The sequence below is a fragment of the Flavobacterium xizangense genome, from assembly GCF_054075145.1.
This window is the reverse complement of record NZ_JBSIPG010000001.1, coordinates 1,081,714-1,107,202: the sequence shown is the minus strand read 5'-3', so window position 1 is coordinate 1,107,202 and position 25,489 is coordinate 1,081,714. Positions and strand designations below refer to the sequence as shown.

22 protein-coding genes are annotated in these 25,489 nt (G+C 33.3%); 13 read left to right on the top strand and 9 right to left on the bottom strand.

Annotation, left to right across the window (positions count from 1 at the left end):
- Positions 1 to 45 precede the first annotated feature (45 nt).
- The 5 genes from ACWA1B_RS04685 to ACWA1B_RS04665 all read right to left on the bottom strand — a co-directional run bounded on the left by ACWA1B_RS04685 (position 46) and on the right by ACWA1B_RS04665 (position 7,750).
- Positions 46 to 2,619 (bottom strand): sodium-translocating pyrophosphatase, encoded by a 2,574-nt coding sequence (locus ACWA1B_RS04685; protein WP_456904675.1) that lies wholly within the window; start codon positions 2,617 to 2,619, stop codon positions 46 to 48.
- A 112-nt stretch (positions 2,620 to 2,731) separates the two neighbouring features.
- Positions 2,732 to 3,262 carry an inorganic diphosphatase gene (locus tag ACWA1B_RS04680; RefSeq protein WP_057121406.1) on the bottom strand — a complete coding sequence of 177 codons (531 nt, stop codon included), beginning with the start codon at positions 3,260 to 3,262 and terminating at the stop codon, positions 2,732 to 2,734.
- A gap of 112 nt (positions 3,263 to 3,374) precedes the next feature.
- Complete coding sequence (locus ACWA1B_RS04675; RefSeq protein ID WP_456904674.1) at positions 3,375 to 3,974, bottom strand: DNA-3-methyladenine glycosylase family protein; 600 nt, start codon at positions 3,972 to 3,974, stop codon at positions 3,375 to 3,377.
- A gap of 229 nt (positions 3,975 to 4,203) precedes the next feature.
- Positions 4,204 to 6,708: a DUF5686 and carboxypeptidase-like regulatory domain-containing protein gene (locus ACWA1B_RS04670; protein ID WP_456904673.1), complete on the bottom strand. Its 2,505-nt coding sequence runs from the start codon at positions 6,706 to 6,708 to the stop codon at positions 4,204 to 4,206.
- Positions 6,709 to 6,772: 64 nt separating this feature from the next.
- Entirely contained in the window at positions 6,773 to 7,750 is a 978-nt protein-coding gene (locus ACWA1B_RS04665) for a pyruvate dehydrogenase complex E1 component subunit beta (RefSeq protein ID WP_456904672.1), read from the bottom strand.
- 493 nt (positions 7,751 to 8,243) lie between these two features.
- On the opposite strand from ACWA1B_RS04665, the gene ACWA1B_RS04660 reads away from it, so the two are divergent.
- The 4 genes from ACWA1B_RS04660 (at position 8,244) to ACWA1B_RS04645 (ending at position 11,823) form a co-directional block, all read left to right on the top strand.
- Entirely contained in the window at positions 8,244 to 8,990 is a 747-nt protein-coding gene (locus tag ACWA1B_RS04660; RefSeq protein ID WP_456904671.1) for an electron transfer flavoprotein subunit beta/FixA family protein, read from the top strand.
- A gap of 144 nt (positions 8,991 to 9,134) precedes the next feature.
- A complete protein-coding gene (locus tag ACWA1B_RS04655) occupies positions 9,135 to 10,103 on the top strand; it encodes an electron transfer flavoprotein subunit alpha/FixB family protein (RefSeq protein ID WP_456904670.1) in 969 nt (322 codons plus the stop codon).
- Between the two features lie 162 nt (positions 10,104 to 10,265).
- Positions 10,266 to 10,889, top strand: a complete 624-nt coding sequence (locus tag ACWA1B_RS04650) for a bifunctional nuclease family protein (RefSeq protein WP_035645654.1) — start codon at positions 10,266 to 10,268, stop codon at positions 10,887 to 10,889.
- 82 nt (positions 10,890 to 10,971) lie between these two features.
- Positions 10,972 to 11,823 carry a thymidylate synthase gene (locus ACWA1B_RS04645; protein WP_456904669.1) on the top strand — a complete coding sequence of 284 codons (852 nt, stop codon included), beginning with the start codon at positions 10,972 to 10,974 and terminating at the stop codon, positions 11,821 to 11,823.
- Positions 11,824 to 11,863: 40 nt separating this feature from the next.
- Here ACWA1B_RS04645 and ACWA1B_RS04640 read toward each other — a convergent pair whose 3' ends face one another.
- On the bottom strand, positions 11,864 to 12,160 hold the full coding sequence (locus tag ACWA1B_RS04640; RefSeq protein WP_456904668.1) for an isoamylase early set domain-containing protein: 297 nt from the start codon (positions 12,158 to 12,160) through the stop codon (positions 11,864 to 11,866).
- A 245-nt stretch (positions 12,161 to 12,405) separates the two neighbouring features.
- Here ACWA1B_RS04640 and ACWA1B_RS04635 point away from each other — a divergent pair, with 245 nt between their 5' ends.
- From ACWA1B_RS04635 to porT, 4 genes are all read left to right on the top strand, one after another.
- Positions 12,406 to 12,744, top strand: a complete 339-nt coding sequence (locus tag ACWA1B_RS04635; RefSeq protein ID WP_456904667.1) for a 2TM domain-containing protein — start codon at positions 12,406 to 12,408, stop codon at positions 12,742 to 12,744.
- Positions 12,745 to 12,762: 18 nt separating this feature from the next.
- Positions 12,763 to 13,245, top strand: a complete 483-nt coding sequence (locus tag ACWA1B_RS04630) for a dihydrofolate reductase (RefSeq protein WP_456904666.1) — start codon at positions 12,763 to 12,765, stop codon at positions 13,243 to 13,245.
- Positions 13,246 to 13,830: 585 nt separating this feature from the next.
- Complete coding sequence (gene ubiE / locus ACWA1B_RS04625) at positions 13,831 to 14,562, top strand: bifunctional demethylmenaquinone methyltransferase/2-methoxy-6-polyprenyl-1,4-benzoquinol methylase UbiE (RefSeq protein WP_035645663.1); 732 nt, start codon at positions 13,831 to 13,833, stop codon at positions 14,560 to 14,562.
- 1 nt (position 14,563) lies between these two features.
- Complete coding sequence (porT, locus tag ACWA1B_RS04620) at positions 14,564 to 15,271, top strand: type IX secretion/gliding motility protein PorT/SprT (protein WP_456904665.1); 708 nt, start codon at positions 14,564 to 14,566, stop codon at positions 15,269 to 15,271.
- 9 nt (positions 15,272 to 15,280) lie between these two features.
- Here porT and ACWA1B_RS04615 read toward each other — a convergent pair whose 3' ends face one another.
- Entirely contained in the window at positions 15,281 to 16,009 is a 729-nt protein-coding gene (locus ACWA1B_RS04615) for a TrmH family RNA methyltransferase (protein WP_456904664.1), read from the bottom strand.
- A gap of 37 nt (positions 16,010 to 16,046) precedes the next feature.
- Here ACWA1B_RS04615 and tamL point away from each other — a divergent pair, with 37 nt between their 5' ends.
- The 4 genes from tamL to ACWA1B_RS04595 all read left to right on the top strand — a co-directional run bounded on the left by tamL (position 16,047) and on the right by ACWA1B_RS04595 (position 21,408).
- Complete coding sequence (gene tamL, locus ACWA1B_RS04610; RefSeq protein WP_456904663.1) at positions 16,047 to 18,620, top strand: translocation and assembly module lipoprotein TamL; 2,574 nt, start codon at positions 16,047 to 16,049, stop codon at positions 18,618 to 18,620.
- A gap of 60 nt (positions 18,621 to 18,680) precedes the next feature.
- On the top strand, positions 18,681 to 19,748 hold the full coding sequence (fbaA, locus tag ACWA1B_RS04605) for a class II fructose-bisphosphate aldolase (protein ID WP_456904662.1): 1,068 nt from the start codon (positions 18,681 to 18,683) through the stop codon (positions 19,746 to 19,748).
- Positions 19,749 to 19,859: 111 nt separating this feature from the next.
- Positions 19,860 to 20,714 carry an acetyl-CoA carboxylase, carboxyltransferase subunit beta gene (accD, locus tag ACWA1B_RS04600; protein WP_026983883.1) on the top strand — a complete coding sequence of 285 codons (855 nt, stop codon included), beginning with the start codon at positions 19,860 to 19,862 and terminating at the stop codon, positions 20,712 to 20,714.
- 82 nt (positions 20,715 to 20,796) lie between these two features.
- A complete protein-coding gene (locus ACWA1B_RS04595) occupies positions 20,797 to 21,408 on the top strand; it encodes a hypothetical protein (protein WP_456904661.1) in 612 nt (203 codons plus the stop codon).
- Positions 21,409 to 21,533: 125 nt separating this feature from the next.
- On the opposite strand, the gene ACWA1B_RS04590 is transcribed toward ACWA1B_RS04595, so the two are convergent.
- The gene (locus ACWA1B_RS04590) at positions 21,534 to 22,421 is read right to left on the bottom strand and encodes a cupin-like domain-containing protein (protein ID WP_456904660.1); all 888 of its coding nucleotides are present in this window, start codon (positions 22,419 to 22,421) and stop codon (positions 21,534 to 21,536) included.
- An 89-nt stretch (positions 22,422 to 22,510) separates the two neighbouring features.
- Positions 22,511 to 23,758 (bottom strand): ABC transporter permease, encoded by a 1,248-nt coding sequence (locus tag ACWA1B_RS04585; RefSeq protein ID WP_456904659.1) that lies wholly within the window; start codon positions 23,756 to 23,758, stop codon positions 22,511 to 22,513.
- A 166-nt stretch (positions 23,759 to 23,924) separates the two neighbouring features.
- On the opposite strand from ACWA1B_RS04585, the gene purH reads away from it, so the two are divergent.
- Complete coding sequence (purH, locus tag ACWA1B_RS04580; protein WP_456904658.1) at positions 23,925 to 25,451, top strand: bifunctional phosphoribosylaminoimidazolecarboxamide formyltransferase/IMP cyclohydrolase; 1,527 nt, start codon at positions 23,925 to 23,927, stop codon at positions 25,449 to 25,451.
- The last annotated feature ends 38 nt before the right edge of the window (positions 25,452 to 25,489 follow it).

The window sequence follows — 25,489 nt, the reverse complement described above, 5'->3', positions numbered from 1 at the left end:
TATCCTAACAGCTTTCCGAAACCTGTTAGGGTAAAAATCTTAGTTTTATTTTACAGCGTCAATCTTAGCTTTTACTTCAGCTTCCGTTCCTTCATAAACTTCAGTTGTAGTCTTGCCGTTTTCTGTTTTAGTTACGGTTCCGGTAGTTTTTCCGTTTATATTTTTCAGTTCAACACGAACAGATTTTTTATCATATTTACTAGTGTCAAAACAATCTGTTTTTTGGTGAACAAATTTTCCGTTTGCGTCATAATGCGCTAAGCATTTTGCAGTTTCTTCTGCTGTACAGCCTTTTTCTTTACACATTTTAGCGTATTCTTCTTTAGTCATTGTTGATAAATCACCACATTTAGAAACTCCTCCTGCGTGCATTTCAGTTTTCATGCAACACTTCATTTCTTTAGGAGGCAATCCACAATGCGGAATAACTGTTTGAGAAGAATGTCCTTCACCTAAAATTGGCGCAACAACTAATCCAATCAAACAAGTCAATTTAATCAAAATATTCATTGATGGCCCAGAAGTATCTTTAAACGGATCTCCAACTGTATCTCCGGTTACGGCTGCTTTATGCGCATCAGAACCTTTATACGTCATTTCGCCGTTGATCATAACTCCAGCTTCAAAAGATTTTTTAGCATTGTCCCAAGCACCTCCGGCATTGTTTTGGAAAACTGCCCAAAGAACTCCAGAAACTGTTACTCCAGCCATATATCCACCTAACATTTCTGCTATTAATTGATTATTGTCAGCGTAAACTAATTTTCCTAAAAGTACAATTGCGATTGGAAATCCAATCGTTAAAATTCCTGGAAGCATCATTTCACGCAAAGCAGCTTTTGTAGAAATTTCAACACATTTTCCATATTCTGGTTTTCCGGTTCCTTCCATAATTCCTGGAATTTCCTTGAATTGACGACGTACTTCATAAACCATGTCCATTGCCGCTTTTCCAACAGAATTCATCGCTAATGCTGAGAAAACCACAGGAATCATTCCACCGACAAATAACATTGCTAAAACTGGTGCTTTGAAGATATTAATTCCATCAATTCCTGTAAAAGTTACGTATGCAGCAAATAATGCTAGTGAAGTCAAAGCTGCAGATGCAATTGCAAATCCTTTTCCGGTTGCTGCGGTTGTGTTTCCAACTGAGTCTAAAATATCAGTTCTGGTACGAACTTCTTTTGGCAATTCACTCATTTCAGCAATTCCTCCTGCATTATCAGAAATTGGTCCAAAAGCATCAATTGCTAATTGCATTGCCGTTGTAGCCATCATTGCTGAAGCCGCTAATGCAACTCCATAAAATCCTGCTAAAGCATACGAGATCCAGATTGCGCCTGCAAATAATAAAACTGTTGGAAAAGTAGAAATCATTCCGGTTGCTAAACCAGCAATCACATTTGTTCCCGCTCCTGTTGATGATTTTTGAACAATTGCCATAACTGGTTTTGTTCCTAATCCTGTGTAATATTCGGTTACTGATGAAATTGCGCCACCAACAACTAATCCGACTAAAGTAGCATAGAAAACACGCATTGAAGAAATCGCTTTAGAACCTTCTCCAAAAAAAGTCATCTGCATTGTTTCTGGAAGCATATGCTGAACCAAGAAATAACAAGCAATCGCAGTTAATCCAATCGAAACCCAGTTTCCTATATTTAATGCTTTTTGAACTTGAGCTTCTTTAGCATTATCATCTGAAATTTTTACTAACATTGTTCCGATAATCGAAAACAAAATTCCGAAACCAGCAATTGACATTGGAAGCAAAATTGGGCCAATTCCTCCAAAAGCATCATTAATACTTCCGCCCATATCTTTGATAACATAATTCCCTAATACCATTGCAGCCAAAACTGTTGCAACATAAGACCCGAACAAATCAGCTCCCATACCAGCAACATCGCCTACATTATCCCCAACGTTATCAGCAATTGTTGCTGGATTACGAGGATCGTCTTCTGGAATTCCAGCTTCAACTTTACCAACTAAATCGGCACCAACGTCAGCTGCTTTAGTGTAAATTCCACCTCCAACTCTCGCGAAAAGCGCAATTGATTCTGCTCCCAATGAAAACCCAGCTAAAGTTTCTAAAACAACAGTCATTGTCTCAGTATCTTTCCAAACTCCACCAGATAATAAATTAAAGAAAATTATAAAGAAGGCTGTTAAGCCTAAAACTGCTAATCCTGCAACACCCAGCCCCATTACTGTTCCTCCACCAAAAGAAACTTTCAAAGCCTGAGGCAAACTTGTGCGCGCTGCCTGTGTTGTTCTAACGTTTGTTTTGGTCGCAATTTTCATTCCGATATTTCCTGCATAAGCTGAAAATAATGCTCCAAAAATAAATGCAATTACTATAAATAAATGTGTTTTTACTCCTGGAATAAAAGTAATTCCTGCTAAAGCTAAACTTGCAACAATTACAAAGATGGTTAATAGTTTATATTCTGCTTTTAGGAAGGCTAAGGCTCCTTCGTAGATATAATCTGAAATCTCTTTCATCTTACCGTCTCCGGCATCTTGTTTTAAAACCCAAGTCCTTTTTATTCCCATGAAAAGTAATCCTAAAACTGCCATAACTATTGGCAGGTAAATCATAAATGCATTCATAATATTTTAATGGTTTTGGTTAATAGTCAACAATCTAACTAAAACGAATTTAAACAAAAAAGCAATACTCCTAACGGAGTATTGCTTTTTTTATAAAATATGAATGCTAAAATTATTTAATGCTAAATAATCCTGCTGGTTTATTTTCAATGTCATCAAAACGCTTCGTGCATTCAGCAATAATTGCGTACGCTTCGTTTACGTCTCCCCATCCTTCAACATCTACTTTTTTGTTTTCAAGATCTTTGTATACTTGGAAAAAGTGTTCGATTTCTTTTACTAAGTGTGGGTTAATATCTGAAAGATCATTTAATGAATTCCAGATTGGATCTGAAACTGGTACACAAATAATTTTTTCGTCTGGTCCTTTATCATCTGCCATGTGGAAAACACCAATTGGCTTAACTTCCATTACACATCCAGGGAAAGTTGGTTCGTTTACTAAAACCAATACATCAAGAGGATCTCCGTCAAGTGCTAAAGTTTCTGGAATAAATCCATAATCAGCTGGGTACATCATTGAAGAGAATAACATTCTATCGAAACGCATTCTTTTGATTTCAAAATCGTACTCGTATTTATTTCTGCTTCCTCTTGGTATTTCGATTAATACATCGAAAGTCGTTAGTTTGTCTGCGGTCATTTTCGTTTTTTATTATATCTTATAATTTCGGTTGCAAAAGTAACCAAACATTCTATTTTTACAATAAAAAAACAGGTTAAATTATCGGCATTATCTATTAAAAAACAAGCATTTAATATGTAATTGTTCGATTTCGCTTTTTTAAGTAATAATGCCAAAGCAAATAGGTTGCATAAGATCGATACGGACTCCATTGTTCGGCATGAATTTCCATTTCTTGTTTGTCGTGAATATTCAGTAATTCTTTAATTGTATTTATCACTGCAATATCGCCAAGCGGGATCAAATCGGGTTCCTGAAGACAAAACATTAAATAAATATCAATTGTCCAATTCCCGATTCCTTTTAATTTGATAAGCTCTTCTCGAACTTCTTTTGCTGATTTCGAAGGCAGACTTTCAATATCCAATTCTTTATTTAAAACTGCTTCTGCCAAAATTTTAATATATTTGGTTTTCTGACGGCTTACGCCAAGACTTCTAAATTCTTCGTCCGATAAAACTGCCATTGTTTCAGGAGTGCAAACTGTAAATGCTTTTATTTTTAAGAATGTGGCTTTCGCCGAATCGATAGAAACCTGCTGTTCCAATATCAGCAATACCAAAGTCTCAAAACCCTGAGGTCGTTTCGGAATTGGAGGCAATCCATATTTTTCGATTATTTCCTGAAATATCGGATTTTTATTGGTTAGAAAATCGATGGCTTCTTGCATTATTTTGGCTTTTAAGTCTATTTCAAAATTAAATAAAAAAGAATCTTGCAAAGTCGCTAAGCCGCAAAGTTTTTATTCCCGCTCCCGATATCTATCGGGATTGCAGATAAAGCTGATAAAATTTAAATCTCCACGATCTGCAAAATCTGCAAGAGAAAAAAATTAAGCCACAAAAAAAGTCGCAAAGAATTAAACCTTTGCGACTTTGTAACTTTGAACCTTTGCAACTTTAAAAATAGAACCCGAAAGATCCTTTTACTGCAAATTTATTAGCATCTGGCATGTTTAAATAACTTCCTCTCCATGAAAAATCGATGCGGAAAACTTTGAAGATATTTCCAATTCCAGCGTTATATTCCCAATACACATTTTCGGGCGCATTATACGGCTGACCTGAAGCATTTATTTCTCTATTAGCATTTGAAATCGTTCCGTGAACCGCTTTTATACCTACAAATTCTCTCCAGTTTAATTTTCGCATAAATGGAACTCTGGCAAATAATCTTCCTCCAAAATCATGGTTCCACTGCAGCGTTGTATATTGATCGGTAATGAATTCGTAGAAATTCAAGTTACTGAATGTATTTTCAATAGTCCAATACGTCTGGTTTCCTGGAACAACACTCATTAATCCTAACGGAATTGTACCAAATGTTTTACCCGTTTCAAGAATAATATTTGACCTTCCTAAAGGACCAATAATGATAGGTTGTTTGTAATAAACCTGTATTTTTTCGTAAGCAAAATCACTCTCAAAAACACCTTTTAAACCATAGCTGAAATTCACAAAGAAATGGCTAAATGGACTGTCAACTAAATCTCTTTCAACCCCATAACCAATCGTTTTGCGGTTTGGCATATATTCAAACTGAATATTGGCTTCAGACTGCCTAACTTTACTTTCAACAATACCCGCAGGATTTTCAGGCGTCGGCAAAGTCGTGTAATAATCTAAACTAAATATTTTTGATGCCGATTCTAAAGTTCTATATGAAAATCCAGTCTGAACAATAAAATTCTTTTTGGGCTCAATTTCAAAAGAAATATTGCTCAAATTAATATTAGTCAATTTTCCGTTGCTTCCCGTTGTAAACAAAGCAGAAGACGCAAAACTTCGCCCTAAAATATCATTTGTTGTAGTTAAGCTGGCACCAATTTGCTCAATATCACGCCTGTTCCCTCCAGAAATAATGATTCTTTTTTTCTTATCGACCATCCATTTTCCAGAAACGCCATATTTAAATTTATTATCGTCAAAACCATAAGCCGTATAAGCCTGTATACGCCATGGATCATTTGGCCCAAAATAAGTTCTTCCACCAACTCTTACCCTCAAGCCTTCGACTTCATTATAACCAAAAGTTGAAAATATAGGTCCATAATCGAAATTTTTAAACTCGACGTAACCGCTTCCTAGTATCGAGACGAGACTGTACAACTGCTTAAATCGCTTGACCGTCTGCAGTGTATCCAACATTTTATAAATTCCGGCTTCGTCTTTATTTAACTTTTCAAAACGATTTTCATCCCAAAATTCGGGCGGTCGATCATAAACGGCATTGTCTATAAAATTGACTTCTTCTTTATAAAACTTCTCTGGTTTTTGAATATTGAATTTATGATTTCGATATAAAGTCGTTCGTTTTCCATAAACTCCTTTTGATTTTTCTTTCTTATTCAAAGCAAAATCAGACATCATATAATCACGCGTCAAAAGGAAAACCGAATCATTTTCTACTTCAAATTCCTGCTCAATATAAATATCTTTTACCCAGTTAATATTGGCACTTTTGGTAACGCCCATATTAATTTTCTTGATGGCAAAAGTGGAATCATTTACCCAAAAATCACCTTTAAAAGTCAATTCATTTTTTCTTCTCGGATAAAAAACAATATTATAACACCATTTTTTATCGATATAAGCACTGTCTTTCAATACATAATTATAGACATCAATTCCGGTTTTTGAAAGCGGACTCGTAAAACTTTTATCAAAAAACTTAAGGTGATTGTCGTAAATATTATAATCTGAATAAAGGTCTTTTACGAAAGATAAAATTTGCTGATTTCCGTTGAAACCAGACATTTTATTTCCAGTCAGATTTTCTTTTACTTTCTTTAATTTATTGTCGCCATAAACATCATATACCGATTCGTTGATAAAAATTGGTAAATACGTTTTTCCAGTAACATCAGAAGTATCAACATGTTCGAACACAAACTCCATTCCTTTAAAAAGTTTGTTTTTCATCAAAGCACTGTCAATCGTGTTCATATCAAACTCGACTTTTTCGTACTTTTGCATTTGATATTGATTAAACTGGTAAAGTCCGTTTTTACGTTTTCTCTCCCAAATTTTTCTCAAAATATCTAATGCAGGATTATTCTTTTTAGAAGTTTTCCCGGTATAAATCACAACTTCATTAAGTGCTTCGGCCTCGCCTAAAACAATTTTAAAATTATAATTAACTGCTTTTTCCAAAGGAACTTCCTTATCTGAAAATCCAGCAGAACTAACAATTAATGTTGTATAAGTATTTGCTGATTCTAGATAAAAACGTCCGTCTTCATTAGAAACAATTCCGGTATTAGAACCTTTGAACACAATATTTGCAAAAGGAATTGGCTGATTTGATTTATCCAAAACAATTCCACTCACTTTTGTTTGTGCAGTTCCAAGATTCACAAAGGCGAATACAAAAAATAGGCTGAGTAAAATTATTCTTTTTATCATTTGGCAAAAAAAAACTTCATCAATTAATATGACTGATGAAGTTTTATAAGTATTGTTTATTTTTTTATTTGTACATTACTTTCTTTACTGCTTTTACTACATCACCAGCGTTTGGCAACCAGTCTTTAAGCAATACAGGAGAGTAAGGCGCAGGAGTATCAGCAGTTGTGATACGCTGAATTGGCGCATCAAGAAAATCGAATGCCTGTTCCTGAACTATATAAGTAATTTCAGAAGAAACACTTGCAAATGGCCAAGCTTCTTCAAGAATTACTAGACGATTTGTTTTTTTAACAGAAGTAAGAATAGCATCTTTATCCATTGGACGAACTGTTCTTAAATCGATAATCTCACAAGAAATTCCTTCTTTAGCTAATTCATCAGCAGCAATAAAAGCTTCTTTAATGATTTTTCCAAAAGAAACAATCGTTACATCTTTTCCTTCACGTTTGATATCAGCAACTCCCAATGGAATTGTGTATTCTCCGTCTGGCACTTCTCCTTTATCACCATACATTTGCTCAGATTCCATAAAAATTACAGGATCATTATCGCGAATTGCAGATTTCAAAAGTCCTTTTGCATCATAAGGAGTTGAAGGAACAACAACTTTAAGACCTGGCGTATTTGCAAACCAGTTTTCTAAAGCCTGAGAGTGAGTAGCTCCTAATTGACCTGCAGAAGCAGTTGGTCCGCGGAAAACGATTGGCACATTAAATTGTCCTCCAGTCATTTGACGCATTTTAGCAGCATTATTTATAATTTGATCAATACCAACTAAACAGAAGTTGAATGTCATATATTCTACAATCGGTCTGTTACCATTCATTGCAGAACCTACTGCAATTCCAGTAAAACCAAGCTCAGCAATTGGAGTATCGATTACCCTTTTTTCACCAAACTCAGCAAGCATTCCTTTTGAAGCTTTATATGCTCCATTGTATTCTGCAACTTCTTCGCCCATTAAATATATGGATTCATCGTGACGCATTTCTTCGCTCATCGCTTCACAAATGGCCTCTCTAAATTGTATTGTTCTCATATTTATATTGTATGTTGAATTTTCTGAAGAGCAAAAATAAATATTTTAAATCACTTAAAAGCATAAATTAAATTTAAAATCACAGGAACTTTCTACTCCTCTTCTGCTTTTAACTTTTTAAAACATGTTTCGATAGTAACGAAATCGATATAATTGTTATTATTCTATCATCAAAAACACTTTTTATACAAATATTATTCTATTTGTGTAATTCTGACTTCTACAAATTCCGTCTATAGAACGAAACAAATCAAAATCTAGTATAAATAACCCCTAAATTTAACAGTTACTCCAACTTACTCGATTACGAAATTCCTAAGAATCAGACAAAATAGCTGAATTTTCATTTTTGAAAAACCCAAAAATAGGCTTCAAATTTCAGAATCTTCGAAAACGTAATAGTTTTTAAAAAATATTATGCGTGCATAGTATATTATTCCAATTTTAATTTCTAAATTTGTCAAAGCATATTACAAATTCAAAATATATACTTATGAAAATATTGGTTTGCATCAGCCACGTGCCTGATACTACTTCAAAAATTAACTTCTCCAATGGCGATTCAGAATTTGATACCAATGGTGTACAATATGTAATAAACCCAAATGACGAATTTGGTTTAACCCGTGCAATTTGGTTCCAAGAACAACAAGGAGCAACTGTAACTGTTGTCAATGTTGGAGGACCAGATACTGAACCAACTTTACGTAAAGCATTAGCAATTGGCGCAAACGAAGCGATTCGTGTAAATGCCAATCCAACTGACGGTTTTTTTGTTGCAAAACAATTAGCTGAAGTAATTAAAAATGGCGGTTATGACCTTGTAATTGCCGGAAAAGAATCTTTAGATTACAACGGTGGAATGGTTCCTGGAATGATTGCTGGAATTTTAGGCTCTAACTTCTTAAATTCCTGTACAGCTTTAACTGTTGATGGAAATAATGTAAAAGCAGTTCGTGAAATTGACGGCGGAAAAGAAACTGTAAGTACAACTTTACCATTAATTATTGGTGGGCAAAAAGGTCTTGTTGAAGAAAAAGATTTACGTATCCCGAACATGAGAGGAATCATGACAGCAAGAACTAAAGCTTTAACTATTCTTGAGCCAGTTGATGCTCCTGTTAATACAAAAGCGGTGAAATTTGAAAAACCAGCTCCAAAATCAGCAGTAAAATTAGTTTCTGCAGATAATTTAGACGAGTTAATCAATTTATTACACAACGAGGCTAAAGTGATTTAAGATTGTGGAGTTTAGATTTTAGATTGCAGACCGCAAAACTTAATCTAAACCAGCATTTGATTCACTTCAAAATCTAAAATCAATAATCTTTTTAAATTTCAATTTTAAAAATCTGAAATCTAAAATCTAAAATCTAAAATTGTTATGTCTATATTAATATATGCAGAATCTGCAGAAGGAAAATTTAAAAAAGTTGCTTTCGAATTAGCTTCTTACGCTAAAAAAGTAGCTGAATCATTAGGAACAACAGTTACAGCTTTGACTGTAAATATCAGCGACGTAAGCGAATTAGGCAAATACGGAGTTGATAAAGTTTTAAAAGTAAACAACGATAAATTAGCAGGTTTTACAGCTAAGGCTTACGCCGATGTAATCAAACAAGCTGCTGAAAAAGAAGGAACAAAAGTAGTTTTACTTTCTTCTACAACAGATAGTATCTATCTTTCATCATTAGTTGCAGTAGCTTTAAATGCTGGTTTTGCTTCAAATGTTGTTGGATTGCCAATTAGCACTTCACCTTTTCAGGTAAAAAGGAATGCTTTTTCTAACAAAGCTTTCAATATCACTCAAATCGATACAGATGTAAAAGTTCTTGGTTTGGCTAAAAACTCTTACGGGATTTTCGAAAGCGCAGGAGCTGCAGCTGCAGAAGATTTCAACCCATCAATTGGAGATAATGATTTTGGTGTAAAAGTGGAATCTGTAGAGAAAGTAACTGGAAAAGTTTCTATCGCTGATGCTGATATCGTAGTTTCTGGCGGACGTGGATTGAAAGGTCCTGAAAACTGGGGATTAGTTGAAAATTTAGCCGAAGTTTTAGGTGCTGCAACAGCATGTTCTAAACCAGTTTCTGATTTAGGATGGAGACCTCACAGCGAACACGTTGGGCAAACAGGAAAACCAGTTGCAACTAATTTATATATTGCGATAGGAATTTCTGGAGCCATCCAACATATTGCGGGAATCAACTCTTCAAAAGTAAAAGTTGTAATCAACAATGACCCTGAAGCTCCTTTCTTTAAAGTTGCGGATTACGGAATTGTTGGTGATGCATTTGAGATTGTACCTCAGTTAACAGAAAAATTAAAAGCTTTTAAAGCGCAACATTCTTAATCTAAGAATTCTTAATATTATAGCTGCCTAAAAACAAGATAATCGTATCTTTGTTTTAAGGCAGCTTTTTTGTTCCATATTTTTTGATTAAAATTGCACCTTTATTTTCCAATCAAAAATAGTATTAAAATGCGGCGCTAAGTGCCCTTTTTACAATGATATATGAGTCTAGTAAAATTATCCATAAAAGGAATTTCATACAGTCAAACTCAAAATGGCGCTTATGCCTTAATTTTGAATGAAGTTGACGGTGAAAGAAAATTGCCTATCGTAATTGGCGCATTTGAAGCCCAGTCGATTGCTATTGCCCTAGAAAAAGAAATAAAACCTCCTCGCCCATTAACACACGATTTATTCAAAAATTTTGCAGAAAGATTTGATATTGTCGTGAAACAAGTAATCATTCACAAACTTGTTGATGGTGTTTTTTACTCAAGCTTAATTTGCGAAAGAGATAAAATCGAAGAAATAATTGATGCCCGAACTTCAGACGCAATTGCATTAGCATTACGTTTCAACGCACCAATTTTTACTTATAAAAATATTTTAGATAAAGCCGGAATTTATTTGAAATCAAATACTGCGGACACGGATCAGGGTTCACAGGAAATTGATGATGTACTTTCGAATCCGGAAACTTTTGGTCACGAAGAAGAAACCAATCAATCTGGTGATGTATATGCAAAACACAGTCTGCAGGAACTAAACGAACTTTTAGACCAAGCTGTTTCTCAGGAAGATTACGAAAAGGCCGCTAAAATTAGAGACGAAATCTCCAGAAGATAAATTTATGTTTAATCGTGGATTTGTTTAATCGTTTAATTGATTAAACAGTTACACGAATAAACGATTAAACGATTAAACAACAATGAAACAATACTTAGATTTAGTAAAACACGTTTTAGAAAACGGCAATCAAAAAGGAGACAGAACCGGAACCGGAACTAAAAGTGTTTTTGGTTATCAAATGCGTTTTGATTTAAGTGAAGGTTTCCCGATGGTTACAACTAAAAAACTTCATTTAAAATCAATCATTTACGAATTGCTTTGGTTTTTAAAAGGAGATACCAACATTAAATATCTACAAGAAAACGGAGTGAAAATCTGGGATGAATGGGCGGATTCTAACGGAGATTTAGGACCTGTTTATGGCCATCAATGGAGAAATTGGAACAGCGAAGAAATCGATCAAATTTCAGAATTGATTACCGAATTAAAAACAAATCCAAACAGTAGAAGAATGCTCGTTTCAGCATGGAATCCTTCTGTACTTCCCGATACAAAAAAATCTTTCGAAGAAAATGTAGCAAACAACAAAGCTGCTTTGCCTCCTTGTCACGCCTTTTTTCAGTTTTATGTATCGAGTCCAGATTTAGAAAAAGGTGAAACTAAAGGCAAACTATCTTGCCAGCTGTATCAGCGCAGTGCTGACATCTTTTTAGGAGTTCCGTTTAATATCGCTTCTTACGCATTATTAACTATGATGATTGCGCAGGTATGTGATTTGGAAGCTGGTGAATTTATTCACACTTTTGGAGATGCACATATTTACAACAATCATTTTGATCAATTAGAATTACAGCTTTCGAGAGAACCAAAACCATTGCCAAAAATGATTTTAAATCCAGCGATTAAAAACATTTTTGATTTTGATTACAATGACTTTACACTTGTCGATTATGAACCGCATCCGGGAATAAAAGGAAGTGTTGCTGTATAAAAACATAAAAAAATCCGCTTAAAATTTTAAGCGGATTTTTTTATACTGTTACAACACTATTTTCGCTTCCGGCGAAATCATTCCATTTATATGAATCGGCTTCAGGTTCATTAACGTATACTCCGTCAATTAAATACTTAAACTCATAAATTGCATCTTTTACCAAGTCATAAGTTGCTTTAAAAGTTCCGTTTTTTAATTTGCTCAAAGTTCCTTCTTCGGGATTCCAATTATTGAAATCTCCAACTACAGCAGCTGTACTAGCATTTTTAGCATCTATAGAAAAAGTAACTTTCACCACTGGTTTTGTTTTGATAAATTGTTTCTTTAAAGACATAACTATTTAGTTTTTAGATTGATATGTCTAAAATTACGCAAAATCATCTGAAGTTTCAGCATCTCAATATCCGATTTACGACAATAGCAAAAATGCTCATTTATTTTAATCATATCCATAAATTAATCAATGATAATTTTCTGATTTCAAATTCTTAACCTATTCAGAGGCAAATATTATAGAATCAAAATTCCTTCTTTTCAAAATAAATTTTAACTTTATAACCTCATTTCATTTAAAATCCTATGGAAAAAGAAGTACACGAACAGTATGAATATGCCAGAAGAAGACTCAGACAAAAGAAAATCCTATATTTTCATTTTGTGCTTTTCCTGATAGGAAGTTTATTTTTATTTGTTGCCAATAGATTTTTTGGTTTTGGAGCTGGAACAAATCAAAATTGGTGTATTTGGGGAATTACGATATGGCTCTTTTTATTCATTTTACATTTTATAAAAGTCTACATTACAGATCGATTTATGAATAAAAAATGGGAAAGAGAACAAATTGACAGACTTGTTGCATTACAGCAAAAAAGAATCAGCCAATTGGAATCCAAAATAAACGAGGATACTCAGAAATAATTTTTAGTTTAGAATGCCATGATTATAATGATAGCGGCTGTAGCCGAAAACAATGCCCTTGGAAAAAACAATGATTTAGTCTGGCATTTGCCAAATGATTTTAAAAGATTCAAATCGTTGACAACAAATCATCATATTATAATGGGAAGAAAAACTTTTGAAAGCTTTCCAAAACCCTTGCCTAACAGAACTCACGTTATCATAACCCGACAAAATGATTACAATCCTGAAGGTTGTATTGTAGTCGACAGCATTGAAAAAGCTATTGCTGTTTGTCCTGAAAATGAAGATTCGTATATTATTGGTGGAGGCGAAATTTACAATCTTGCTTTACCATTCACTGATATTATTGAAATAACAAAAGTTCATCATACTTTTGATGCGGATACATTTTTTCCAAAAATCAATGAAAATGAATGGATTTTAGTAGAATCTGAAGAGAATTTTAAAGATGAAAAACATCTTTATGATTACACTTACGAAACCTACATCCGAAAATAAAAAAACATCCTCTTTTGAAGGATGTTTTTTAAAAAAGATTGATTTTAGATTTTGACTCTTTCGAGAAATAGTTTTGGTAAAAAAAATCACAAATGTTCAAAAACATTTGAAATAACTGAATAACATAAATGTTAATTGAGAACAAGTCTCAAAAGCGCCTTTAATAACAAATACCACTAAGATATTAAAGGCAAGAAAATTAAAATTTCCAAAAACAAATTTAATCCTAAGAACGTATTTTGCACTTAATAATATGTTGCTTTTAAGAGCAACATTTCAAAACTAATTACAAGAACAAATAGATTACCAGCGCAAAAAAAGTAACCATCTGATTTAAGTCATTAATTTAATCAATCATTAAATTTCTATCTTTTTATCTTTGACAAATTTGGACATAAAACCAGCATTGTACAATACCCACTTTTAGTGATTTTGAAAAAATACCCGTTTTTAGTGATACCTTAAATCGGCAAAACAAGAATGCTTACAACAATAAAAGACCTTCTTTTAAAACATTTGATTTACAAATTAAAAAAGCCAATTACAGTTAAGTTAGATTGTATTATATTTGCCTAAATAAAAAAAATGTCTGAAAAAATAACTCCATATAAAGACTCTTCTTTAGGGAAGAAAGAACAGGTTGCCCAAATGTTTGACAACATCTCTGGTAATTATGATAATTTGAACCGTGTGATCTCATTTGGGATTGACGTTAAATGGCGAAAAAAAGTATTAAAAATAGTTTCTGATACTAAGCCAAAAATCATTCTTGACATTGCTACAGGAACGGGTGATCTTGCAATTTTAATGGCGCAAACCAAAGCCGAAAAAATAATTGGTTTAGATATTTCGGCAGGAATGCTTGAAGTTGGAAAAAAGAAAGTTGAAGAAAGAAAACTATCTAATACAATTGATTTAGTTTTAGGCGATTCTGAAAATATTCCTTTTGAGGACAACTATTTTGATGCTATAACTGTTGGTTTTGGTGTTCGAAATTTTGAAAATTTAGAAAAAGGATTTGCTGAAATTTTAAGGGTTTTAAAACCAAATGGTGTATTTGTAATTCTAGAAACATCAGTTCCAGATAAAACTCCATATAAACAAGGTTATAAATTTTACAGCAAAAATATACTTCCTATAATCGGGAAATTATTCTCTAAAGATAATTCGGCTTATGGCTATTTGTCAGAATCTGCTGCTGTTTTTCCTTACGGAGAAGCATTAAACAATATTTTGAGAAAAATTGGGTTTATAGATGTTGTGGCTATGCCTCAAACTTTTGGAGTTGCAACCATTTATTCTGCTTCTAAAAAATAGTATGAAAAAAACAGTAATCTTAATTTTATTAGTCTTATCGACAAAAGGATATTCGCAATTTGCTAAAAACATGTTTAGCAAAGACCCTATCATTAATCTTGAAAACTGGCAAAAACAACGCCTTTATTTTGGATATTATTTGGGTTTCAATAGCTTTGACTTTAAATTTGACTATAAAAATGTTGTGAACCAGGATATTCAGGTAAAAAAAACTACCGGATTTAATGTTGGTGTCGTAGCAGATTTAAGATTGCAGGAATATATAAATCTGCGTTTTGAACCAGGTTTGTACTACACAAAACGTGATTTATATTATCCAAATTTTACTGCCCAAAATGACTATTTGAGAGAAGTGAACAGTACTTACATTCATTTTCCTTTATTATTGAAATTCTCTTCGCTGCGAACAGGAAATATTCGTCCGTACTTGGTCGGAGGAATGTCAACTACACTGAATTTGTCCAGCAATTCAAAATCACAGGATGATAATTCTGAACAAAAATTCAGAGTAAAACCTTGGACAGCAGCTTATGAAATGGGCGTTGGTATTGATTTCTTTACAGAATATTTCATTTTTTCGCCCTCTATAAGAGGAATGTTTGGTATAACTGATGAATTAGTAAGAGACAATGACCCGAATAGCCCGTGGACAGGAAATATTGATTCTATGAAATCCAGAGCTATTTTAATAAATTTTACTTTTCACTAAAACAAATAGCTAACAATTTCGTTTAAATTCACTGAGAATAATTGCTGTTGCGGTGGCTACATTTAAACTTTCGGTTTTTTGAAGTTCTCCAAAACGAGGAATTGTGAGTCGGCTTGTGACCATTTTTTCAATTTCTGCTGAAATTCCGTTGGCTTCATTACCCATGATAATGATTCCATTTTGAGGTAAATTTGATTTATAAATGTTTTCGCCGTCCATAAAAGTTCCGAAAATTGGTAGTTTTGTTTGCGCGATAAAATTTTTCAAATCAACATAATTTACATTTACTCTGGTTATAGATCCCATTGTAGCCTGAACCACTTTTGGGTTATAAATATCTACAGTCTCTTTAGAGCAAATAATTTGGTTGATTCCAAACCAGTCGCAAAGACGTAAAATTGTTCCTAAATTTCCAGGATCACGAATATCGTCTAAAGCCAAAATCAAACCTGAATCGATTATTTTATTTTCGGCAGGGATTTTGAATACAGCCAAACAAGTATTTGGAGTCGACAAAGCACTTATTTTTTTTAGCTCCTGTTCATTAATGAACGTTCGTTTTGAAGACTGAACTGTTTCAAAATCATTTTGCGTGGTGTACAAATGCTCTAATTCAAAATTGGATTGCAACAATTCTTGAATTACTTTTACTCCTTCAGCAAAAAATAATTGATTTGCAAAACGTTGTTTTTTTTGATGTAAGCCTGAGATAAGTTTTATTTGGTTTTTACTAACCATAAAATAATGTACTTTTGAATTAAATATTTATAAACACTTGAAAAATAATTCCACAAAAATAACAGCATTTATTCTAATAGCAACACTTATTTGTGCTTGTAATGCCGTAAAAAGAGTTCCAGATGGAAAAAATCTTCTTGTAAAAAATAATATTCTTGTAAACGGAAAGTCTTCAAATGACGAAACTGCCTCAAATCAGATGTATCAAAAACCAAACGGAAAGTTACTAGGTTTTAAATTACGCTTAAATTTATACAATTTAGCCAATTTAAACCCAGATTCTACTTATCAGGCAAAATTTGACAATCATCCTGGCAGATATGAACGCTGGTCAAAAGTACTTTCAGCAAAACAAGTTGATCGTCTTGGTCAGTCTTTTATAAATAAAGGATTGAATGATTTCTTAAAAAATACAGGGGAACCACCAGTAATTATCGATACTGCAAAAACAAAAAAAACGTTGCTTCGCTTAAAATACTACTATTTAAATAACGGCTTTTTTAAAGTACAAACAGACTATACTATTGATACCATAGGGATTAAAAGAGCTAAAATCAATTATAATATTACGACTGGACCTGCATATACATTAGACTCGATCAGAACTACGATTTTGACTCCGGCATTAGATTCGCTTTATCATACAAGCAGAGAGCCTTCGATTTTAAAATCTGGAAATCAATATAAAACGACAGATTTTGAAGAAGAAAAAAATCGTATTACAACCTATTTCAGAAATAATGGAGCTTACTATTTTCAGCCTACTTATGTGACTTTTGATATTGATACAATTGGCAAACAAAATAAAGCCGATGTAAACTTAATCATCAACAACAATAGCATACAAGAGAAAGATTCCAGCCGCACAGAACCTTTTAAATTGTACAAAATCAGCGATGTAAATATTTATACTGATTATTCACCGGCTAATGCAAAATCAAAAATCAACGATAGTATTTCATACAACAACTTTAATTTGTATGGTTATAAAAAAATCAAATACAAACCGCGAGCTATTACCGACGCTATTTTTATTACAAAAGGAAGTATTTTCTCTGACACGAGAACAACGCTTTCTTCTCGTTATTTAAACAATTTGAAAATCTTTAATTATCCTTCTATACAATACGAAGTGGACAAAAGAGATTCAACTGCACAATCTTTAATTGCAAATGTTTATTTGACGCCGAGAAAAAAATACAGTTTCGGTGCTACTTTTGACGTCACACATTCTAATATTCAGGATTTTGGTATTGGAGCGAGTATTTCTGAAACCATTAGGAATGTATTTAATCGTGCAGAAACGTTAGAAATTTCAGCGCGAATGAACATTGGTTCCTCAAAAGATATGGCGAATCCGAATAATAATTTCTTTAATGTTTCTGAATATGGAGTTGATTTAAAACTGAATTTCCCAAGAATTCTGATGCCTTTTGGAACTGAAAAAATTATTCCGAAAAGAATGATTCCTTATACTTCAATCTCAAGCGGTTTTTCCAAACAGCGAAATATTGGTTTAGATAAAGAAAACTTTACTGGAGGAATCGCATATAATTGGTCTCCAAAACGTCATAATACAGCAAAATTGGAATTATTGAATGCACAATATGTACGTAATTTAAATCCAAACAACTATTTTAATGTTTATACTTCTTCTTATGACGAATTGAATGGAATTGGTAAAGACTATAATGAAAATGCCCTCAACTGGGGAGAAACAGCAGAAGAACAAGCGAGAAAAGATCTGACTATACCTAAAGGAACTACAGGATTTACTAATGATGTATTAACCGGACAAACAGCCTTGCTTCCTGGAGACCCTCTGTATAGAGATGTGGAAAGTATTGAAGAACGAAGAGTTCGTCTGACTGAAAATGACTTTATTTTAGCTACAAGTTATACTTTTACTAAAACAACCAAAAAAGATCTTGCTGACAATAACTTCTATCAGTTTAAAACCAAAGTAGAATCGGCGGGAACTTTATTATCTGCCATTTCAAACATTGCAAGTCTGCCTAAAAACACAAATGGCAATTATGAAATATTCAATTTAGAATATTCAGAATATATTAAAACTGAATTTGATTATATCAAGCATTGGGATTTTGGAAAAGAAAATGTGCTTGCGGTACGAAGCTTCTTCGGGATTGCAATTCCTTTTGGAAACTCAAATTATATCCCGTTTTCACGAAGTTATTATTCAGGAGGTTCAAATGACAACCGTGCATGGCAACCTTACTCCTTGGGTCCGGGAAGTACAGACGCGATGGATGATTTTAACGAGGCCAATATGAAGATTGCTTTTAGTGCCGAATATCGTTTTAAAATTCTTGGAGATGTCAAAGGAGCCGTTTTTGCAGACGCCGGAAATATATGGAATGTACTCGATAATGTCATCGATGAGAAGGCAAAATTTTCTGGCGTAAACGATTTAGCTGAAATCGCTTTGGGCTCAGGATTTGGATTACGATACGATTTAAGCTTCTTTGTTGTTCGATTAGATTTAGGCTTCAAGACTTATAATCCGGCACATGAGAAGGGAGACAGATGGTTTAAAGAATACAATTTTGGTCACTCGGTTTTAAATTTTGGAATAAATTATCCATTCTAATGCTAATTAATTCTTATTTTTGCAACCTAAAAACTAAAAACAACTATAAAAAAAATTACAATGGCACACAATATCAAACCAGGAGTTGCTACAGGAGACCAAGTTCAGGAGATTTTTAACTATGCAAAAGAAAAAGGATTTGCACTTCCTGCAGTAAACGTTACTGGATCAAGCACAATCAATGGTGTACTTGAAACTGCAGCAAAACTTAACGCACCAGTTATTATCCAATTTTCTAACGGAGGAGCACAATTCAACGCTGGAAAAGGATTATCTAACGCAGGTGAAAAAGCGGCTATCGCTGGAGGAATCGCTGGAGCAAAACATATTCACACTTTGGCAGAAGCTTATGGTGCAACTGTAATTTTACATACTGACCATTGTGCAAAAAAATTATTGCCATGGATTGATGGTTTGTTAGATGCTTCTGAAAAACATTTTGCAGAAACAGGAAAACCATTATTCAGTTCTCACATGATCGATTTGTCTGAGGAGCCAATCGAAGAAAACATCGAGATCTGTAAAGAATATCTAGCTAGAATGAGCAAAATGGGTATGACATTGGAAATCGAGCTTGGTATTACAGGTGGTGAAGAAGATGGCGTTGACAACTCTGATGTTGACAGCTCTAAATTATACACTCAACCAGAAGAAGTAGCTTATGCTTACGAAGAATTATCTAAAGTAAGTCCTAAATTTACAATTGCTGCAGCTTTCGGAAACGTTCACGGTGTTTACAAACCAGGAAACGTAAAATTAACTCCAAAAATCTTAAAAAATTCTCAGGATTTCGTACAAAACAAATTCAAAACAGGACACAATCCAGTTGATTTCGTTTTCCACGGAGGTTCAGGTTCTACACTTGAAGAAATCAGAGAAGGAATTAGCTACGGAGTTATCAAAATGAACATCGATACTGATTTACAGTTTGCATACACTGAAGGAATCCGTGATTATATGGTTAAAAATCTTGACTATTTAAAATCACAAATTGGAAATCCAGAAGGTCCAGATGCTCCAAACAAAAAATATTACGATCCAAGAAGATGGGTTCGTGAAAGCGAAGTAACATTCAACGCAAGACTTGAACAAGCTTTTGCTGATTTAAATAACGTAAACACACTTTAAATTTTAGATTTTTGAATTTAGATTTCAGATTTCTAAAGAAGCCTGAAATTTAAATTTTGAATTCAGATTGAAAAATCTAAAATTTAAAATCTACATTCTAAAATTAAAAAAATGGCTTGGTTTAAAAGACAAGAAAAAGGGATTACGACCGCGACAGAAGATAAGATGGACGTTCCGAAAGGATTGTGGTACAAATCTCCAACTGGAAAAATTATTGATGCTGACGAATTAGCGAGAAATTTATTCGTAAGTCCTGAAGATGATTTTCACGTTCGAATTGGAAGCGCAACCTATTTTGAAATTTTATTCGACAACAATGAATTTGTTGAGTTAGATAAAAACATGACATCAAAAGATCCTCTGCACTTTGTGGATACAAAGAAATACGCAGAAAGATTGAAAGATGTAATGGAAAAAACTCATCTTAAAGATGCTGTACGTACGGGAGTAGGAAAATCTAAAGGAAGAGAACTTGTAATCTGCTGTATGGATTTCGCTTTTATTGGTGGATCTATGGGAGCAGTTGTAGGTGAAAAAATTGCAAGAGGAATTGATCATGCAATCAAAAACAAATTACCTTTTGTAATGATTTCTAAATCTGGTGGAGCTCGTATGATGGAAGCTGCTTATTCTTTAATGCAATTAGCAAAAACTTCTGTAAAACTGGCTCAATTAGCGGAAGCTAAATTACCTTACATTTCTCTTTGTACTGACCCTACAACGGGTGGAACAACCGCATCTTACGCAATGTTAGGAGACATCAATATCTCTGAGCCGGGCGCTTTGATTGGTTTTGCTGGTCCACGAGTGGTTCGTGATACTACAGGAAAAGATTTACCAGAAGGTTTCCAAACTGCTGAATTTCTTTTAGAACACGGTTTCTTGGACTTTATCACGCCTAGAAAAGAATTGAAAGATAAGATCAACTTATATATCGATTTGATTCAAAACAATACTATTAGATAGTTTTAAAACTTCTAAATATATAAAATCCCATTCGCTTCGGCTGATGGGATTTTTTTATATCTTTATTTTAAATCTTATTTCTATGTGGAGACCTTTAATTGGTTTTATGATTTGTTTTCTTCTTTTGAATTGTACCCAAAAAGACAAAAAGATTGTTGAGAAAAACAAACCTTATATAATTTCTAAAGAAAACAACAGACAAATTATTAACGGCGACACTATTCCTCCTCCACCAATTCCAGGCTTTTTAGTTTACGGGACAAACACTTTCATTATCGATTCTGATTCAACAATTTATTATTTCAAACGAGGTGACGTAGGTCATATATGCGGAAATTGGGACAGAAGCGATACACTCCCATATTTCATAGATTTGCAGCCTAAAGACTTGATTCAAATACCAACTGATTCAATCTCTAATTTTGTAAAATTAAATTATAAAGACCATTTTCGGAACTTGACTTTTATAGCATCAAAATCAGACACCTTAAAAACGAAAGCTTATTTTGACTTAGTTAAAGCTCTTAAATTATCACTAAAAGAAAGAGACAATTATTTAATGCGAAGAACAACACAAGAGGAAGATACGGTGTTGAAATACAAGAAAAGCAAGAAAAATTACAATTCGAAAAACATAAAATGGGACGAAAAAAGAATCACATTTCCTTTTACAAAACCAAAATTGAACCATTAAAACAAGCACATATCGTTCCTAAGGAACTTCTGAACGCGGAATTTCATTTTTCAACGGAATAAATTCCGTCGCTACCAATATTTCATTCCTACAGAATTTTTTATTTCGGAAATACAATCTTTAAATCACCCTGCTTTTTTCAAATCCTTTTTTAATTCTTTTTCAGCGATTTTAAAGACTAATTTTTCACGCCAAATTGCATAACGTTCTCTAAAAACAACTTTAATGGCACTGTCAACTGCTCCATGCATAAATAAACTCCAAACACTGGCTATTTTACGGGAAATGGATTGATCCCAAGCACGAAGCGTAAGAGAAAAAGAACCATCTATATAACGCATCCAATGCCACATTCCTGTCGGCATAAATAAAGTATCGCCGTGTTCCAGAAAAACTTCGTAACCTTCGACACCTTTTAGCGCAGGAAATTTTTCAAAATCAGGATTGGCTACATCATAATCTTCTAAAGCATAAGTGGTATTTGGAAGACAATACAATCTTTTCTTCCATTTATTATCGAATAATATAATGTGTTTTCGGCCTCCAAAATGGGTATGAAAAAGATGTGGCAAATCAATGTCATAATGCAAAAAAGTAATGGCTTTAGACCCTCCAAAAAACATTGCAGGCATGCTTTCAATAAAACCGCCCATTAATTCTTTCGGAATCTTTACATCATCAATTAATTCGGGTCTGTGTTTAAAAAGGTTAAAGAAAAAGATACGTAACTGTGTAGGTTCTCGTTTTATCAAATCTAAATATTCGCCAAACTTCATCGTCGCAATCGAAGCATTGATTACTTTTTTCGGATCTGCTTTTGAATTATCTACCAATTTAACCTCAATATTACCGGCAATTTCCTTAAAATATTCTGTTGACCATTTTTCTCTTGCGGGCCAGTCTTTTGTAAGCCCTTTTATAATTAAAGGCTTTCTTTTATCCAAATAATTCTTTTTAAAATCTTCTTTGGAAATAGACTCAACAGTATCAACAGATTTAAGGTTAAAGCTCATTTATTTAGTGATTTAAGTTCTTAGTCTATCAAAAGTATCTAATTATTTTTACTCATCAAAGTTTACAGTAAAATAACACAAAAACAATATTACATTCCAGTTCTGATCGCTTCAACCGGATCGAGATTTGCTGCAGAAACTGCTGGTAAAATACCCGAAATAATACCTACAAAAATGGACAATCCTGCGCCAATAAAGATATTCCAGAAACTTAAAACAAATTCGAATTCTAATAAATTAGTCAAAAGAATGGAAAGAAGCCAAACAATAAACAAACCAATTATACCGCCAATTAAACAAAGCATAACAGCTTCAAATAAAAATTGAAATAATATAAAACGATTTTTTGCTCCTAATGATTTCTGAATACCAATTAAATTGGTACGTTCTTTTACTGAAACAAACATGATATTTGCTACTCCAAAACCTCCAACTAAAAAGGAAAAAATACTGATAAAAATTCCGGCAGTTCTTAAGGTTCCTAATATTCCATCAATAAAATCAGTAAAACCAGAAAGCACATTGACAAAGAAATTATCCATTTCGCCCGCTTTCATTCCTCGAATTGCACGCAATTTTTGAGCAACTTCGGCTTTATAAGCCTCCATATCGACGCCTTTTACAGGTTTCAAAACTATTACTGGTGTCATTGCATCGCTATCGCCATACATTCTACGTAAAAAATTAGCGGGCAAATAAACAGAAGTATCGTTGCTGTCACCAAAAAAACCAGCTCCTTGTTTTGCCATTACGCCAATAACTGTAAAACGTTGTCCGTATAAACGAATATTTTTTCCAAGCGGATCACTTGTCCCAAAAAGTCCTTCAGCAATATCATAACCCAGAACAATAACTGGAGTTCCAGAATTCGATTCAGATTCATTGTAAAATCTTCCTCTATCAAAACTCAATCCGTCAATATCAACCATTTCAAATGAAGATGGAATAATGTTTACATCAGCAACGGTCTTAGAATCGTATTTCAAAGTTTCATGACTCACGAAAAGCTGATAACCTACCTGATCAGTATTATTCAGTGAATTTTTCAAACCAATGTATTCGTCATATTTTACATTCGGGAACTGTTCTCTCTTCCATTGTGGAATTTCTGACGGACCAAAACAATATTTCATTAAATAAATCGTATTTTTATCTAAACTGCTCAAATCTTTAGATATTTTTCTATCTAAAGAATCAACGGCAGCCAAAACAGCAATAATCGAAAAAATACCAATTGTAACTCCCAGGAGTGACAATAAAGTTCTTAATTTATTATTTCGTAAAGCATTTATAGCAAAGCTCAGACTTTCTTTTAATAATCGAAGGTAAAGAAGCATATAGTAGTATTTTTCAATAAAGTAAAATTCAATAATTTAAAATCAAAAACCTAATAAAAGTTAACTTACTCATCAGTAGATTTTTTTAGCATAATGTTACATTAATTTTCTTTAAAATAATATTTAAAAAAACTACTTTTGCAGTCTCAAAAATCATAACTACACAATGAGCACAACTAAAAAAATACAATCAGCATTAATTTCTGTTTTCTCTAAAGATGGATTAGAACCAATCGTTAGAAAATTACACGAACAAAATGTAACAATTTACTCTACTGGCGGAACTGAAGATTTCATTAAAAACCTTGGAATTCCAGTAGTTCCTGTTGAAGATATTACTTCTTTCCCGGAAATTCTTGGCGGAAGAGTAAAAACATTGCACCCGAAAATTTTTGGAGGAATTTTAAACCGCCAGGATAACGAGAGCGATGTACAGCAAATGAAAGAATTTGACATTCCTCAAATTGATTTAGTAATTGTTGATTTGTATCCTTTTGAAAAAACAGTTGCTTCAGGTGCAAGCGAACAAGATATTATTGAAAAGATTGATATTGGTGGAATTTCATTAATTCGCGCTGGTGCAAAAAATTTCAAAGACACAGTAATTGTTGCTTCTGTAAATGAATACAGCCTTCTTTTAGATTTAATTACGGAACAAAACGGAAGTACAACTCTTGAAAACAGAAGATTGTTGGCTACAAAAGCTTTCCATGTATCTTCTCATTATGACGGAGCCATTTTTAATTATTTCAACACAGACGAAACTATTTACAAAGAAAGCATTGCAAATGGTCAAGTTTTAAGATATGGTGAAAACCCTCACCAAAAAGGTTTCTTCTTTGGAGATTTTGATGCTATGTTCAACAAAATTCACGGAAAAGAATTATCATACAACAACTTATTAGATGTTGATGCTGCAGTAAATTTAATTGCTGAGTTTAAAACTGACGGACCGACATTTGCGATTCTAAAACACAATAATGCATGTGGTTTGGCTTCAAGAAAAACAATCAGCGAAGCTTATTTAGCTGCTTTAGCTTGTGATCCGACTTCAGCTTTTGGAGGAGTGTTAATTTCTAACACAAAAATTGATTTAGAAACTGCACAGGAAATCAACAAATTATTCTGCGAAGTGGTAATCGCTCCAGCATATGATGATGAGGCAGTTACTGTTTTACAAGAGAAGAAAAACAGAATCATTTTAGTTCAAAATGAAGTTGAATTACCTAATCGCCAAGTAAGAACTTGTCTTAATGGTTTGTTAATTCAGGACAGAAATAATATTACGGATAATAAAGAGCATTTAAAAACCGTTACAATAAAAGAACCTACTGCTCAGGAGATCGAAGATTTGATCTTTGCTTCTAAAATTTGCAAGAATACAAAATCAAACACGATTGTATTTGCAAAAAACGGAACACTAATTTCATCAGGTACAGGTCAAACATCAAGAGTCGATGCATTAATGCAGGCTGTAGACAAAGCGAAAGCATTTGGATTTGATTTAACTGGAGCTTCAATGGCGAGTGATGCATTTTTCCCATTTCCGGACTGTGTAGAATTAGCAAAAAAAGCAGGAATTACCGCTGTAATTCAGCCAGGAGGTTCGATAAAAGACGAATTAAGTATAAATTATTGCAATGAAAATAATCTTGCAATGGTATTTACAGGAACGCGTCATTTTAAACATTAATTTGTTTAACTTTGTTCGATAAATAATTTATAACATTT